The organism is Synergistaceae bacterium DZ-S4, assembly GCA_025943965.1.
Taxonomy (GTDB): Bacteria; Synergistota; Synergistia; order Synergistales; family Synergistaceae; genus Caenicola; species Caenicola nitritireducens.
In genome coordinates this window covers 89,920-104,068 of sequence record JAPCWD010000007.1, presented here as the reverse complement: position 1 = coordinate 104,068, position 14,149 = coordinate 89,920, and the positions used below count along the sequence as shown (strand labels likewise).

Here is a 14,149-nt window from a genome sequence, read left to right as displayed (position 1 = left end):
TCCTCCCTTCAAACAATCATTGATTTTCATTTGGAGGCATCAGATATCTGACTCCCATGCGTTCTGCAGCGGCAGTTGCCAGGACCGAACAGTCAAGAAGGTGGTTAGGCGTGTGTTCAGTGACCGGTTTCCAAACCTCTTTTACCCTTCCTTTTCCGTCAACCTCCTTGACTCTATGCTCCGAGCAGATCTGTTCGGCATATTCACGGTGTATCCCTTCATAAACAAACCATCTGGGAAGCATTTCATCGCTTGGATGAATGCGCCCCGATATAAAATTCTTGTAATAATTTGTATCGACTATGAAAAGCTTCAGCCCGCCCCATTCAGATTTTTCAACCTGGCTTTCCTGAAGTGGTGACCTTGTGACCGCCTGGCTGGATCCTTTGGTCGGGAATGCGACTCCCGGATGAGTGGCGCAAAACTCGTAAACTTCATCGGTCCTGAATCCTGAATCCAAAAAGGCAAGCTGCAGCAGGATCTCTTCTCCCAGTTCGGTTCTCCATGGTTTATCAAGGATCCTTTCAACCTCACCCCATGTTTCAAGACGGCCATAATCGACCAGCCATGAGGTTATCCTCGGCCCCCATGCCCTGACCTCATACCAGAAATGATCAAGCTGGACGTCTATGCCGCATGTAAGGATCACGGCTTCTTTAGGTACTGTCATTCTTTCATAAGGCCGTTGGAGCCTCATTACGGCATCACTGTTCATAGTGGCAGCGGAAGGTTCCCACGGAAGAGCAAGCCAGCCATTCATAAAGTTCATAAAAGAGATGGGGTCATCCTTCGAGCGCAGAAATTTCTGCGCTACCTGTCCGAATGTTACCCAGGGCGAATATATTGAGTTAAGGTTGTAGGCTATGCTTTCTGGTTTAGACCTTGGGTCCTTTTCTTCGATCCATATATTTTTATTTGATGAATCTCTTTCCATCCTGACCGGACGCCATTCCCCGCGACTCAGCATCTGAAGCTTCTCAATGTCGTGTATTTGTTCATGACATACAGGACATTCATACCAGCTCTCAAGAAGGACGCGGGCATCCCTCTCATGTTTATTGGAATCGCTGTTCAATTCTTCCGGCCATTTGATGTTCTTAAGCTCGAGCTGCTGCATAGTTCCACAGTGCGGGCAGGGCACATAATACCGTTTACTGACCTGGCTGTTTAAGAATTCGTGCCATATAACTCCGTCTGAATATGTGGGTGTGGAGGCCAGAACCTCTTTCCTGTGCGAAAAGGTCTTTGTTCGTTCACTTGCAAGTTCTATGGGAGAAGAATCCTTTCCCGACCTTACAGGAAACTTGTCAACTTCATCAAACAGAAGATATTTGACAGGCCGGCTTGCAAGTTTGGACGGACTGTTTGCTCCTACCAGCGCCAGATACATTCCCGAAAATTGGACTTCAAGCGTTTCTGATGCAGTAGGGTTCCATTTGGACTCAAGAGCAGGACAGCTTCTGATCATCGGCTCTATCCTGTTCTTGCTAATTGATCTGGCCAGTTCATCTGTTGGATAAACCATCAGCATGCTTCCCGGATCTTCATCAACACAGTAACCGATCATGTTCATAAGAGTCTCTGATTTGCCCAGCTGGGTCCCGAAACAAAGGCTGATCCGCCTGACGTGCCTACACTTGAAGTTGTTCATTATCTCTCTGAGATAAGGGGTCCTTGATGTCTTCCAGGGACCTGGCATAGAGCTGCTCTTTTTGTCGAGTATCCTGTTTTGATCAGCCCAGTCACTTACCGTTATCTTCCTTGGAGGTCTCAAAGAGCGCAGCTCTCGGCTGCTCCATAAGACCCCTTGGGGCAGGGGTGGATATTCCATCTCTGCTGTACCGTTCGAGAGTCTCATAGGCAAATTGCTCCACCCTTTCTTCTATCATGTATCTGTATTCAGAATCAGGGAAGAGAAAGCCTATTTCCTGCGGCAGACCAAGGAGGGCAGCCTTGACCTCTACACAGCGTCCGGACCATTCCTTAATTACATCCTCCCTGCTTATCAACTTCCCTGCTTTTTCGTCCAGCTGGATCTCGGCCAATTTTGCGCGCGCTTCCCGCTCTTCAGTTTCGGCCTTAAGTTTCCTGGCCTTCATTTTTCTTTGATCGCCGGGTCCTGTCTGTTCCTTTTGTGATTCCTTAAGATATGAGATGTACCTTTTTACCGTGGGGAACAGATCAAACTTTCCCCTGGACGATTGGGGAATCACGCCCTCTTTGGACAATTTACGGACCCATTGAGGGGTCATCCCCAGAAGCGCAGAAATCTCTTCTGTTGAATATAAAAGTATACTGTCAGTAACAGAAACTTTATTGCTGTCCGAGTTCAGTAATTTTTCGCCCATTTTTATGCTCCTATCATTCCACCTGCCTCAAACGAAACTAAGCAAATTGTAAGTTTCGAACATACAATTTCCGACACTCGTCCGCACCGCGGACCCTATACCCCTCAGGAAGGACCCGCTAACTCCCATTAAAGCCTTGGTATAACTGACTTTTAGCCCATCAGTCCAAATCACTAAATAATCTGACATAACTACTATTGTGTCAGATTTTATTGATCCCTGAGAAGTTGCCTGTAATCAAGACTTATTAGAAAAGAGATCTGGGAGAGATGTAGTTATCCACAAAACTTTATGCTTTTTTATATAATCTGACACAACGATGCATAAACAGGCTATTTCACAAATTTACCCGACATGCCAAAGTCCACCTTGCGGTAGATGTTTTCCAGCTGTTCATCAGGAATGCACGCATATCTGTGTGTTGTCTGTACGGATACATGGCCGAATTCACGCTGAAGGACATCAACACCAACTCCGTTTCTCCATGCCTGGTATGCGTATGTCTTCCTGAGTGAATGTGTACCGATCGAGCCCTTTATTCCTGCCTCATTTGCAGCCACGGTTATAACGTGCCAAAGGTGCTGCCGACTCAGTGACTTAAGTTTTCCATCCGGCCCCTTTTTCTGAGACAGGACAAGTGGAGTTTCAAGTGTCCAGCTTTTCATGTTTTTTATATGAGAATACAGTTCCTGTCTCATCTTGTCGGTCATAAATATATGGCGTTCTTTACCTGTCTTGATCTCAACTACCATTAGCCTGTCGATTATCTGTATCCTGGATCCTGAACCGGCAAGAACATCGCCGACCTGGAGCGCAAGGATATCTGAACATCTCAACCCCCAGTTAATTCCTATAAGTGCAGCGATATAATAGGTTTTATTCCAGTTTTTAAGGCAGCGGAGGAATGAATGTATCTCCGGCTGTGTTCTTATTGGGATCGTCTTTTCTATTTTGATCACCTTCCCGGATTGCTTTATTAAGCCGTTCTTTAGTCATACAGCAGAACTCCTCTGACATTTCCATTCCTATCCAGCGCCGACCTGTCGCTTCGCATGCTGCAGCAGTTGTTCCCGAACCCATGCAGTTGTCCAGGACAACATCACCCGGAAGAGTGTATGTCCTAATCAGCCATTCAAACATTGCCTGAGGCTTCTCGGTAGGATGGTTTGTATGCCCTTCCTGTGGGAAACGGAGCACACTTCTTGGGTACCGCTTGCCTGGATTATCGACAGAAACAAAAGGTTTATATTTTGCATATAAGGACGTGTGTTTGCCGTTATCTTTAGATTTATACGGCGTTCCTTCTGTCATCTGCGGTATGTATGTCGGCAGATGGCGGTAAAAGACCAGGATATTTTCATGTGCCCGAAGAGGCATCTTGTTTGCATTAAGAAAGCCCAGGGCTTTTGCTTTCTCCCATATAAGCTCGTACCGGAACTTGAACATCCTTCCGGATGAAACAATAAGCTCCGTAGCAAAGGGCTGCTGCGCAGTAAGCACAACAGCCCCGTTCTCCTTGACCACCCGTCCCCACTCACGCCAAAGAGGCGCAAGCGGGATCTTTACATCCCATTTGCAGTCTGTGATGCCGTAAGGCAGATCGCAAAGGACCATATCCACCGAACCGTTGAGGATCTTTCCAAAATGATCCATGCAATCGCCGTGATACAAGCGGCCAAGTTCTGATTCAAAATATGTTGACATATAGACACCTCTTATATAATATAAGTTGTCTATGTGTCCGTGTCACATAGATAAAAAATAAGGCGGTGAAGAGTTGCTGCTCTTCCCGCCTCCGTATACATAAATTACAAATACCTCCGAATGGATAAACCGCCCCATAAAGGGACGGCCTCTTTTTCACTGTATAATAGTCAGCATTTTGACTTGTTATTTTACTTTTGCTGAATCATAGATCATTGCAATTCTATATATTGCCATTACAGTTGATATGACGGTAAGTAAAGCATATACAAAGATCAATACTGAAAATATTTTGTATAAGCTGCAATTTAATAAACAAGCTCTTCCTATTACTGCATTAATTAAAGAAAATGTCTGAAGAAGTACAAAGTGAGTAAACGATGCAATAAATACCATCATAGGCGATGATTTTCCTGAGGGACTCTCACCACGTATTGCAGCCTTAAATTTATCATCACCTATAGCAAGGAAAACAGTCATTCCTGTCAGCGATATTCCTATTAGGTTGGGTGAGGTTGATAAAATATACCCCATCCACTCGCGTAAGAAGCTTTCATTGTATCTATTTGCCCATAAGATTATGATTGTTAATAAAATAGATAAATGAAAATATAAAGAACAAAAAACAGATTTCCAGCCGCCATATGTCTTCCAATATAAATTAAATATTTTGCAGACGGGCTTATAGTTATGATTAAAAAATGTTTTTATTTTCTCCATAATTAACACCGCCTGAATTTTATTAGTTATTATCTTGTGCTTATTATATGATTTTATTAACTATCTTTTTTTGAAATATACATCTTTAACATTATAGAGTGCGCTTGTTTCTGTAGTTATCTTCGGGTCATACGTTAAGTATTGTTCTAATGGATAGTCAGAGGTTGAGACAGATACTCTCTCTCCATCTATAGTTCCTACAGCCTTTGCTTGTCCATCAGTAATGCTCAACTGTAACAATGTTTTAATGTCTTCAGTTAAACCTAGAGGTTCTCCTGGCATTGCAGTTTGTGAGACTTGATATTTACGAACATTTGCTTCACGTAAACGCTCTTCCATTTCAATAGCTGCTTCTTCAAGATCGTCCGGGTTGGGAATAGTTATTTTTATTTGTAAAGATCGCTTCATGGGCAGGGATATTATCTGCTCTATAGAATTTCTATCCTTAACTACTACAACATCAACACTTCCGAATTTATCTTCTATCTCTTGTTTATCAAATAAATCTATCAGACCTGTTGCAATAGAATACGGGGATAATGCTGTGTGTATAAACATATAATGCTTACGGAGATCAAAAACAAATCTGCTTTCTCTAAGATTGGGCTTCATGTTTGTTGGAATATAGGGAGCATTGTCATTTTCAACCGGTTTTTTCTCAATTTTGTCAAACCATCGAGATTTTTCTTCTATGTTAGTAAAGCGACAGATTAATCCTGTAAGTGTGTTATCTTCGTACTTTGTTACGCCAGATAACATTAATCTTTCTGATCCACGTATTTTACCCTCAAGTCCATTATTAAATGCATATAAAAAAAGATCGGAATATAATTCGGGGCTATGTTGTGGCTGAGTTTTGATATTGATTATGTAATACTTTAAGCGTTTATCTTTACTCATTTACAAACAACACCTTCCTGTTTTTATGATACATTTATTCGAAAAGTATATCATAATGTAGGCAAGGCTTTATGTGTTTTAAATAGCAGCACTATTAAAAAACCGCCCGATAAAGGGCGGTTTTTAGTGTTTTGATCTATTTTTCTGTAAACAATCCTATGCTATAAGTATACTCATTTTTCCAGTTAAAGTTAGACCCAAAGTTCGGAAAACTATTTACACGACTGGATTAATTCAAAGTCATCACCGGGCATCCATGACAGCACGTATCTTGATAAGGTGTTCAATATCGCGTTCCTTCTGTTCCTCAATGTCCTTGTAGTAATGCCTCCATGCTTCGCAGCAATTACGGCGCTCATTCCACCGTTGCCGTCGTGGATCATCCCGCCCTGGCGGACAAATAGGACGTGTTCTTCAAAGAGCGACCATCCCTGCGGGTATGTGTTTTTATATTCCCGCATTGCCCGATTGATCCTCTTCCACCCGCCGATCTCCCTGATTATCCTGGATTCTTTTTCGGTGCTTAACAATACCGCTTCCGCATATGGTGTTTTTGTCCCCCCGTCGATCCTGACACCGAGATCTGGGACATATTCTTTTTTCAGTTCGCACAGATCGGCTGCAATCGGAGGAGGAACGGTCCCAAGAAGTATGGCAAGGCCGTCTTCATGTTTCAGTATCTGATCTATAAATGCACTGAGCTGCTTAGCCGTAACCTTGCTCATACCGGACCTCCTTTTAAAGTCTTTTATTAGTGATGCCGGCATCGATTACCGAGTTTGACTGTATTATGCGTTCGTACATCCTGGACATGTATCTGCTTTCAAGTTCGGCCAGGCTGCAGTTGGAAGTAATTATCGTCGGACGCTTTTCGTTGTACCTGACACCGATAAGCTCATTGAGAATAGCTGCATTGCTAGGGCTTTTCATTTCACACCCCAGATCGTCAAGGATAAGAAACCCTGCATTTTCTGCCTCGTAAAGATTGCTCCGTTCGAGGCAAACAGCGAAAGCACTGAACCAACGCGCGGACGATACGGCAGCTGATCTCCATTCTCCTGGGCTGTCCCATATCCTTTCAAGCCTTACGCGTATATCACGATAAACACGCCATGCCGCAGCAAAACTTTTCCCTGTTCCTGTTGCTCCGTAAAGATATAAAAATCCATTCCCGCTCCACATTCTGGCTCCCGATACCGCAAGAGTCTCATCGGCTGATTCAACTTCTGTTCGGAATAGTTTGGGAATATCATGCGGCATGCTTTCTACTGCCAAGGAATTTATTGCAGAAAGATATTTCCGGCCACGAGGACACTCCTTCGACAAAATAGGGCATTGTACGTTAACAGGCACCCCGTCAGGCTCAGTTATATCCAAAAGTGCATGCTCATTGCAGTCGTCGAGGCATTCATGGATATTCTCTTTCGCCCATTCTTGAGCCCGCCATTTAGCCTGGAGAAGGCTGCCTATTTTGATCGCTGATCCCTCTACGCGCACGTTCATAAGCCTTTGCATCTATTCCACCTCCCGGCAGTTTATATTTTTCGATGTCCACTTCACGCAGTTCATGTCCTAATACCGTCGCAGGCTTGTCATAGTCCTTCCAGCGCTCGTCCGGTCCCAGAAATGTCGCACCGTGGAGAATGAATCTGGTTTCACGGCACATTTCAGAGCATTCCTCTGCGTAGCGCTTTGCAGCCCGGATCATTGACTCCGGCGAGGCCCGGCTGCGAAGTCGGGTAAGCCACATCCTCCATGCTTTCTGCTTGCCTTTGCTGTTTGGGTACAGCTTCCAGAAATGCTCAAATTCCTGGGAATATTCTTCGGCATCTGATTTCGGTGTTTTCCCTTTAGGCTCCGACTTGGGGGATATAGGGGGAAGATCTTTTAATTCTAGTTCCCTTGGTTCTAGTTCCTGTGTATCGGATTTTGAACCCTCCCCCTTCAAATCTTGAACCCCTGCCCCTTCAATATTTGAACCCCTCGAATAAACACTGTGTCCGATGATCCTATAAAGGCATGAGGTTTGACGTCCGTCACAAAAGCGTTCCTCTCTTTCAATTACGCCCCTGGATACTAAATTTTTTATCGCTGTTCTCACCGTGTTTTTTGAACAGTTGGCAGCTTCCGCAATGGTGCCGATCGACGGACGGCTGCTGCGATTGTCGCCGACACTTGCAAAAGCGCACAGTATTGCATATATGGCCTTATCTGTAAGAGACAAGACCCTGTCTTTGATTACCTCGATATCGACGACTGCAAACCAGAATCCGCGATCATCGGATAGCTGAAGCGTCTCTTCAGGCATTGGCATCACCATCATTGATTTCTTCCTTCATTGGCCTGTCATCCATCTCCGGATGTGTGTAGGAAAACTCCATCAAAAACATGATTTCGCACATTGCATGAGCAAGGTGGTTAAACCCTGTTTCCGGATCGTGTGTCTGACCACTAAACCATGCGAATAAATGTCTTAAAGCCGCAGCATAAGGACGGCTCCAAACAAAGCCCCTTTCCCAATTGCGAGGCGAATATTTATTTGCTCCGTAAGTAAGGACTTTACCAACATCAAGCAATGGTTTTACAGGAAGCAGATCAAGGCGCACTTTTTCTGCATCAGCTTTAATTGCGAAATTCATTCTGATTTTTCCTCCTGCGATTTCCATCTCGGACACCAGCATTTATCATGTGGCTTGAATTCTCGCCGCTCTGTATTCAGCCCGTTCCGGCATTCAACAATATGTGCGCTGTCAGTGATCCAGTAATCACCTGTAATATTTCCGCAGTTAAAACAGTCACAGGCAGGTACTTTAACTTGCACAGCGATCAGCCTCCCTGAATGCAAAATTAATACAGTTTTCCGCGTCATCGCCCTTCCAGTGTTTGCGGCCGTCAACGGAACACCTGCGCAGATTGGAGCTGTTAAAACCTTCCTGTAAGTCAAAATATATGCAGTCCTTGCATTTAACCTCGTCTCTCATGATATTCACCGCCAGATGCTATAATTCACTTGGGGTTGCAGCCCCGAAGTGTTTTTCAATAGTTCCTCCCAACAGCCTCTCATTCGTGAGGGGCTTATTTGTTTCATGCAATTCAATCGCTCTTTCGATCGTCATTGATTCCCTAATTTTCCTGATCTTCGGATAAAGGGCGCAGAGATCAGCATCACATGCAAGCGCGATCAACAGGCTGCCCATTTTTATGATGCCTCCTTCATTGCTTCGTATGTCTTCTGGAAAAGGTCGTCCGGCATAACATCGATAAGGTGTTTTCCTCCTTCGTCGAATACCAGCCAATCGCCTGTATGGGGATTTTTCAGCCCCCGGCGCTCGGTGATAAGGTAACGGTCCTGCATGTAGTCATAAGCAAAGCGGAAATCGTTCTTGAAACTCTGACTAAGCACATGGTCCATCTTGGGTCCGTCATACTGGATTGCCTTGATCCTTACCCTTGTTCTCTGAAACTTCTGCAATTCAATGCTCATTCTGTTCTTTCCTCCTTGCCGGAAGCACTATCAGCTCCCTGTAAATTCCTGCGATCAGCAGAAGAACTGCCGCCAAACCCCAGGTACCCATATCCCCATAAAAACTCTGCATAAAACCACTGCATGCCAAATCTTCCATCACTCGATCCTCCCGTTCCGGAATTCCCTGTACTGTTTCCGGTCCCTCCGCACTCCCCAGTTGGACATACAGACCATAAGGATAAGCGCGGCTGTTACAAAAAGGACATAGAGAAAGCGATACACTCAGATCACCCGCCTGTACTTTTTGATATGTTCCTCCGGATCCAGGATCTCAACCTTCCCTTCTCTAACCTTCCGGACAAGAGTCGATCTCCCGATGGAATACTTATGGCAAAACTGAGGCGCTGTTAGCCATGGATTGTCTTCTGTTATCGGACGTGAAAAAGTCTTTGAAGTAATCTCTTTCAGGATTTTGTCTACCTTGCTGGTCATATCCACGATCGCCTGATATTCTTCTTTAGGCATCATCACAAACTGTCCCGTAAATGGCTGCATGCTCATTCCTCCTTCCGTGCTGATATAACCTTTTAGGCTACCAGGGCCAGCTTCTTTTTAAGGAATAGATTGACGAAATAAACCTGTCCTTTGCCAGTAACTTTCACCGTGTGGGATATAAGGACTGTACCGTCTGGTTTTGTTATCGTTGTCTCCTTCACCCTGAAGATCCCAAGCTCCATTGATCTCTGTGTCGGCATGTTTCGGGAAGATCCGTACTTCATCAGGTACCCGTCGTTCCGGAGGAACTCAAACAGCCTCTTTTGTCCGATATCGATGCCGTTCTGATGAAGGATCTTTGCAAGGTCGCCGATCAGGATCTCAGACTTGCTTGTGGAAACAGCCTCCGCAAACAGAACCTTCGGTGCGTCCTGCTGGACCTTCTCTGCAAGATCCGCTGCGAGCCTTAAGGCTTCCGGGAGAGTCCTGGGAATATTGAATGAACTAATGTGGCTTGATGTGGCAATGTTCTTTTCCATGGCGTTGAAAGCCGCGATGTAGAGCTCTTTCCAGCGGGCGGCTCTTACTCCCGTAAACCCCATTGCAAGGAATGAAAAACCGTCCCTCGACATGATGATCTCCGGCATTTCCCTGTTCTGGTCGTTGATGTAGGAGGACTGGGAAAAATTTCCCAGTCTAAATTCCTCTGAACATTCCAGGTTTCGGATAGCCTTAAGCAGATCGTTGTGGGGTTTTTCAAAAACTCTGGCAACGTCCCTGCTCGATACGACCGCCTTCCGATCCCTGATCACGATCCCAAATTCATTGTTCATTTATTTGCCCTCCTTTCATTGCTGATATAATCGTTTCAGAATATAAAAATGCCCGGCACCATGACAGTCGGATACCGGGCTTGAGGTTATTAAATTATTATTGAACAAGTTTGTACCATTGGAGGGCGACTTGGATGGACAAATATAATTTGGAAAGAGACTGCGGGTCAACAAAAGAAGTATTTGCTAATTTAAAGAAATGTTCCTCGTCACTATCAGTCCCATTAGCCGAATTAAAAAAAATTCAAAGTATCAAATTGATTAACCCAGAATTTTTTAAAACAATGTCTAGAGTGCAAAAAAGCTTCAATCAATACAAGCTTAATCCTGAACTCCTCGATGCCATGACTAAAGCACAAAATGTCATTTCGACCATGAAAAATAATCCCCTCTTTATTGAAATTGAAAGAACAGCCAAACAGATGGAATTATTGCAAAAGAACATAACCGCACAAATTCAGTGCCAACCAATTGTTCTTGACTACCAATTAAGTGCAGAAAAGCTGAATATTAATAATTACTACTTTAACTCAACTATAGATACATCCCTAACTCAACGCATCTTTTCTACCTACAGCAACTTGCGTTTTCCAGAGATTAAAGAAATATCCCTAGACAATGTTCCTGAAATCAACGAAGCAATTATTAATAACAGACTGGTTTTTGAAAAAATTGGGAGCGAAATATTATCCTCGCCTGCTTATAAGGAAAGAGCAACCCAGACTCAAGCTATCATTGAGATGAATGGCACTGAAGGAAATATCGCTTTAGACTATCTGATGGATAAGAAAACAGAAGCTCCTCTGGATAAAACTATAACTAAAGCTATCCAAAAGCATATTGATAGTATAATAAATATCCCAATCGTGAAAATTTTTTTATCTGTTACAACCGTAGCAATGGCAATATCGTTTTGGGCTGCCACCTTTAGCCCCTATTTTAAGGGGCCGGCTACTGTTTTCCCATTTTGTGAACCTCAAGTCCTACCATTATTTAATGAACAAGTTCCTGCTGTCACCTATTTTATCGGAGGTCGTTACTACTACGAAGCCCCAATAATAATAGGAAATAATGTCCTTAACCCTCTCATATCAGACGTCGCCAGTAAAGACATAGAGGCAAAGTCTGCCGATATAACGGAAGACAAATGAAAGGATCATTATTCCTTCAAACATTAAAAACACAACATCTTTTTTGGTAATCAAATAGCAGACTCCCAATCCCATTGCAAGCCAGAAATAACCTCTTGCCCAGGCGAAATATTCTGCAGTCATTGATTCAGCCCCAAGAGTCAACATACACATACCTCCTCTTGTTTTTTCAAGCCTGGTATTCGATTGTCATGGTGCGTGGAACCTTTTGATGTCTAATCCTTAACCCCGACTGCCTCTAACAGTTCCCGGCAGGTTTTGACGTTTGTTTTTACCCTGTCGATCCAGTCTCTGGTGATGTCTTCGTCGGCTTTGCCGTCGGCGCAGTCTTTTATGATCAGTGCTATTTCGTGCGGCTCATCCGCCAGTTCGTTTGTCTCCCGGACCGACTCCATGACCTCTACAGCCCGGAGCAGAAAATCCCTTGGATCAAAACCTAAGCTGTCTTCTCCCCCTGCGAGACTTCCGGTCCGGCAGGGGCCAATGTAGGGTTTGAAATAAAAAAATGCTGAATGGATTTTCCCGTTTTATTCGATATAGCTTCTAGCAGTAAAACACTTGGGACTTTTTTATTTGCCTCTATTTCTGATAGATATGCTTGTGTTATGCCTAACAGCTCCGCACATTCTCTTTGTGATAGCTTGTTTTCCTCGCGCCACAACTCGATGTTTTTTCCGTTAAATGCCATATAAACACCCCCTTCCTGAGATGAATATATAGCTAACCGCTAAATATGTCAATAGCCGTTCGCTATATATATTTCTGTTGGCTGTTTGCCAATTCGATAACCAATAGCTATATTCTGAATATGATGACAATTAGAGAATTTAGTGAGGTTTTAAAGGAAATTCGAGGTAATACTGCACAGGGTGAAATGGCGAGGGTACTTGGCATAACCCAAGCATATTACAGCGAGCTGGAACGAGGGAAAAAAAATCCCTCGATGGCTATGTTGCGTTCATTTTCAGAAAAAATTAATAAACCACTTTCATATCTTATGGGAGAAACCGAAGATCCTACGCCTGCTGATCAGTCAGCTAAAAAAGAACAGCCTGCAATTAAATCCAACGTCCACCTTGAAATAGAAGAACCCATTTCAATAGATCAGATAGTTATTCCCGTCCTCTCTCCGGAACAGACAGCATGCTGCGGAAATGGCATCCCGCTTTCGGAAATCACTTCCGGCAACGATGAAAAGATTCTGGTCCCGCGAAAAGAAGTAGGAATGCTTTGCGACGGCAAAATGCCATTCGCAATAATCGCTGACGGGGAGAGCATGAAAAAATGGGGTATAAGAAGCGGAAGCAGGGTCGTGATCAACCCTGTTGAGGAACTGCACGACTTCGACATCGCCCTTGTCTGCTACAAGGACAACCTGGTCCTGAAAAAGCTCCGGCGAATGCGTGACGGAAGCATAGAATTGATCTCCGCTGACGGAAGCATCATCACTGTCCCCGCAGACGATGCCTGTGTGCCCGACCTCTTCGCGATTTGGGGCAAAGCCATGACCTACACCTATAAGGAATCCGGAAAAGTAAAACACGGTCTTTAGCCCCTGCAGATGCGGGGGTATTTTTTGTTTATTAGGGAGGATATCTCATGGCTCTAATAAAATGTACTGAATGCGGAAAAGATATTTCAGATAAAGCAGCAGCATGTCCAAATTGTGGATGTCCAACTGAAGAGATACTTGCAGTATTAGAAGAAAAAGCAAAAATGGAAACTCAGCGTGCAAAATTGCAGGCAGATAAATTAAACGAAGAAAAAATTAAATTAGAAAAGGAAAATTCTGCAAAAACAAGACAGATAAAACATATGATTTTTTCCCTGACGATGCTTATTGTCATTTGTATTGTTGGATTTTTCCTAATCAACCACAAAAACAATGCTTTGGATAATAAAACTGAGGTAACAAAAACCACTAATATTACAAATACAGTAGCCACATCCACAGACGCGGAAATAAAAGAGGCAAGAATGAAATATGTGGAGAAAATGGCGGAAGATGCAACCAAAGAAGCAAAACGTATAAACCAAGTTAAATACGAAATAAACGAACAGAGAAAAAAATTACGTAGACAAGTGGATAATGTTGAAAATATAACATGGTTACATTCAAAATTAACCCCCAAATACATTTCTGGCAATGTTCTTTATTGTTATGTAGGAGAGCAGTCCGGCTCGGCATGGCTACGTGTCGTATATGGTTTTGCGCAAGACAATTGGGTGTTTATGGATCGTATAATTTTTAATGTAGATGGTTCCCTCAGAGAGTTTCCAGTCTCACGCTCAGACAGAAAAACTGACATTAATGATGGAATAGCAGAATGGGTCGATTGGCCAGTTGAAGGAGCAGAAGTTGATTTTTTGCAATCTATTGCAAACAGCAATAAAACACTAGTTAAATTTAGCGGAGACCAAAAAGCAAGATCATTCGTTGTGACCCAGAACCAGAAGAAGGCTCTCAAAGAAGTACTAAAATACTACGAACTAAAGAGGGAACTTTAAGCACCTATATTTTTTTATAATTGC

At 43.6% G+C, this 14,149-nt stretch carries 21 protein-coding genes; 3 read left to right on the top strand and 18 right to left on the bottom strand.

All coding sequences use genetic code 11. From position 1 onward, the window contains the following. Window positions 1–16: 16 nt before the first annotated feature. The 16 genes from OLM33_06085 to OLM33_06010 form a co-directional block, all read right to left on the bottom strand. Complete coding sequence (locus OLM33_06085; protein ID MCW1713240.1) at window positions 17–1,774, bottom strand: phage terminase large subunit family protein; 1,758 nt, start codon at window positions 1,772–1,774, stop codon at window positions 17–19. Continuing rightward, window positions 1,743–2,348, bottom strand: a complete 606-nt coding sequence (locus OLM33_06080) for a hypothetical protein (protein ID MCW1713239.1) — start codon at window positions 2,346–2,348, stop codon at window positions 1,743–1,745. The genes OLM33_06085 and OLM33_06080 overlap by 32 nt, the downstream gene beginning before the upstream one ends. A gap of 332 nt (window positions 2,349–2,680) precedes the next feature. Next, window positions 2,681–3,307: a tyrosine-type recombinase/integrase gene (locus OLM33_06075; protein MCW1713238.1), complete on the bottom strand. Its 627-nt coding sequence runs from the start codon at window positions 3,305–3,307 to the stop codon at window positions 2,681–2,683. Continuing rightward, entirely contained in the window at window positions 3,237–4,052 is an 816-nt protein-coding gene (locus tag OLM33_06070) for a site-specific DNA-methyltransferase (GenBank protein ID MCW1713237.1), read from the bottom strand. Before OLM33_06070 ends, OLM33_06075 begins: the two co-directional genes overlap by 71 nt. Before the next feature lie 186 nt (window positions 4,053–4,238). Beyond that, entirely contained in the window at window positions 4,239–4,772 is a 534-nt protein-coding gene (locus OLM33_06065) for a hypothetical protein (GenBank protein MCW1713236.1), read from the bottom strand. Window positions 4,773–4,832: 60 nt separating this feature from the next. Next, the gene (locus OLM33_06060) at window positions 4,833–5,672 is read right to left on the bottom strand and encodes a DUF4747 family protein (GenBank protein MCW1713235.1); all 840 of its coding nucleotides are present in this window, start codon (window positions 5,670–5,672) and stop codon (window positions 4,833–4,835) included. A gap of 212 nt (window positions 5,673–5,884) precedes the next feature. Continuing rightward, complete coding sequence (locus tag OLM33_06055; GenBank protein MCW1713234.1) at window positions 5,885–6,397, bottom strand: hypothetical protein; 513 nt, start codon at window positions 6,395–6,397, stop codon at window positions 5,885–5,887. A gap of 13 nt (window positions 6,398–6,410) precedes the next feature. After that, window positions 6,411–6,947: a hypothetical protein gene (locus OLM33_06050; GenBank protein MCW1713233.1), complete on the bottom strand. Its 537-nt coding sequence runs from the start codon at window positions 6,945–6,947 to the stop codon at window positions 6,411–6,413. A 172-nt stretch (window positions 6,948–7,119) separates the two neighbouring features. Continuing rightward, the gene (locus OLM33_06045) at window positions 7,120–7,995 is read right to left on the bottom strand and encodes a helix-turn-helix domain-containing protein (GenBank protein ID MCW1713232.1); all 876 of its coding nucleotides are present in this window, start codon (window positions 7,993–7,995) and stop codon (window positions 7,120–7,122) included. After that, a complete protein-coding gene (locus tag OLM33_06040; GenBank protein MCW1713231.1) occupies window positions 7,973–8,353 on the bottom strand; it encodes a DUF5664 domain-containing protein in 381 nt (126 codons plus the stop codon). Before OLM33_06040 ends, OLM33_06045 begins: the two co-directional genes overlap by 23 nt. Before the next feature lie 318 nt (window positions 8,354–8,671). Then, window positions 8,672–8,869, bottom strand: a complete 198-nt coding sequence (locus OLM33_06035; protein MCW1713230.1) for a hypothetical protein — start codon at window positions 8,867–8,869, stop codon at window positions 8,672–8,674. Window positions 8,870–8,871: 2 nt separating this feature from the next. Beyond that, a complete protein-coding gene (locus OLM33_06030) occupies window positions 8,872–9,156 on the bottom strand; it encodes a hypothetical protein (protein ID MCW1713229.1) in 285 nt (94 codons plus the stop codon). Beyond that, on the bottom strand, window positions 9,146–9,295 hold the full coding sequence (locus OLM33_06025; GenBank protein MCW1713228.1) for a hypothetical protein: 150 nt from the start codon (window positions 9,293–9,295) through the stop codon (window positions 9,146–9,148). The genes OLM33_06030 and OLM33_06025 overlap by 11 nt, the downstream gene beginning before the upstream one ends. Further along, window positions 9,295–9,420, bottom strand: coding sequence for a hypothetical protein (locus OLM33_06020; GenBank protein MCW1713227.1), 126 nt, complete (start codon window positions 9,418–9,420; stop codon window positions 9,295–9,297). The genes OLM33_06025 and OLM33_06020 overlap by 1 nt, the downstream gene beginning before the upstream one ends. Then, window positions 9,421–9,693, bottom strand: a complete 273-nt coding sequence (locus OLM33_06015; GenBank protein ID MCW1713226.1) for a hypothetical protein — start codon at window positions 9,691–9,693, stop codon at window positions 9,421–9,423. Window positions 9,694–9,725: 32 nt separating this feature from the next. Beyond that, window positions 9,726–10,466: a phage regulatory protein/antirepressor Ant gene (locus OLM33_06010; GenBank protein ID MCW1713225.1), complete on the bottom strand. Its 741-nt coding sequence runs from the start codon at window positions 10,464–10,466 to the stop codon at window positions 9,726–9,728. Between the two features lie 134 nt (window positions 10,467–10,600). Between OLM33_06010 and OLM33_06005 the strand changes: the two genes are divergently transcribed. Then, window positions 10,601–11,617 carry a hypothetical protein gene (locus OLM33_06005; GenBank protein ID MCW1713224.1) on the top strand — a complete coding sequence of 339 codons (1,017 nt, stop codon included), beginning with the start codon at window positions 10,601–10,603 and terminating at the stop codon, window positions 11,615–11,617. Window positions 11,618–11,832: 215 nt separating this feature from the next. Here OLM33_06005 and OLM33_06000 read toward each other — a convergent pair whose 3' ends face one another. Beyond that, the gene (locus OLM33_06000; protein ID MCW1713223.1) at window positions 11,833–12,012 is read right to left on the bottom strand and encodes a hypothetical protein; all 180 of its coding nucleotides are present in this window, start codon (window positions 12,010–12,012) and stop codon (window positions 11,833–11,835) included. A 41-nt stretch (window positions 12,013–12,053) separates the two neighbouring features. Continuing rightward, entirely contained in the window at window positions 12,054–12,305 is a 252-nt protein-coding gene (locus OLM33_05995; protein ID MCW1713222.1) for a helix-turn-helix transcriptional regulator, read from the bottom strand. A gap of 309 nt (window positions 12,306–12,614) precedes the next feature. On the opposite strand from OLM33_05995, the gene OLM33_05990 reads away from it, so the two are divergent. Next, window positions 12,615–13,169 (top strand): S24 family peptidase, encoded by a 555-nt coding sequence (locus tag OLM33_05990; protein MCW1713221.1) that lies wholly within the window; start codon window positions 12,615–12,617, stop codon window positions 13,167–13,169. A 47-nt stretch (window positions 13,170–13,216) separates the two neighbouring features. Continuing rightward, window positions 13,217–14,125 (top strand): hypothetical protein, encoded by a 909-nt coding sequence (locus OLM33_05985; GenBank protein MCW1713220.1) that lies wholly within the window; start codon window positions 13,217–13,219, stop codon window positions 14,123–14,125. The last annotated feature ends 24 nt before the right edge of the window (window positions 14,126–14,149 follow it).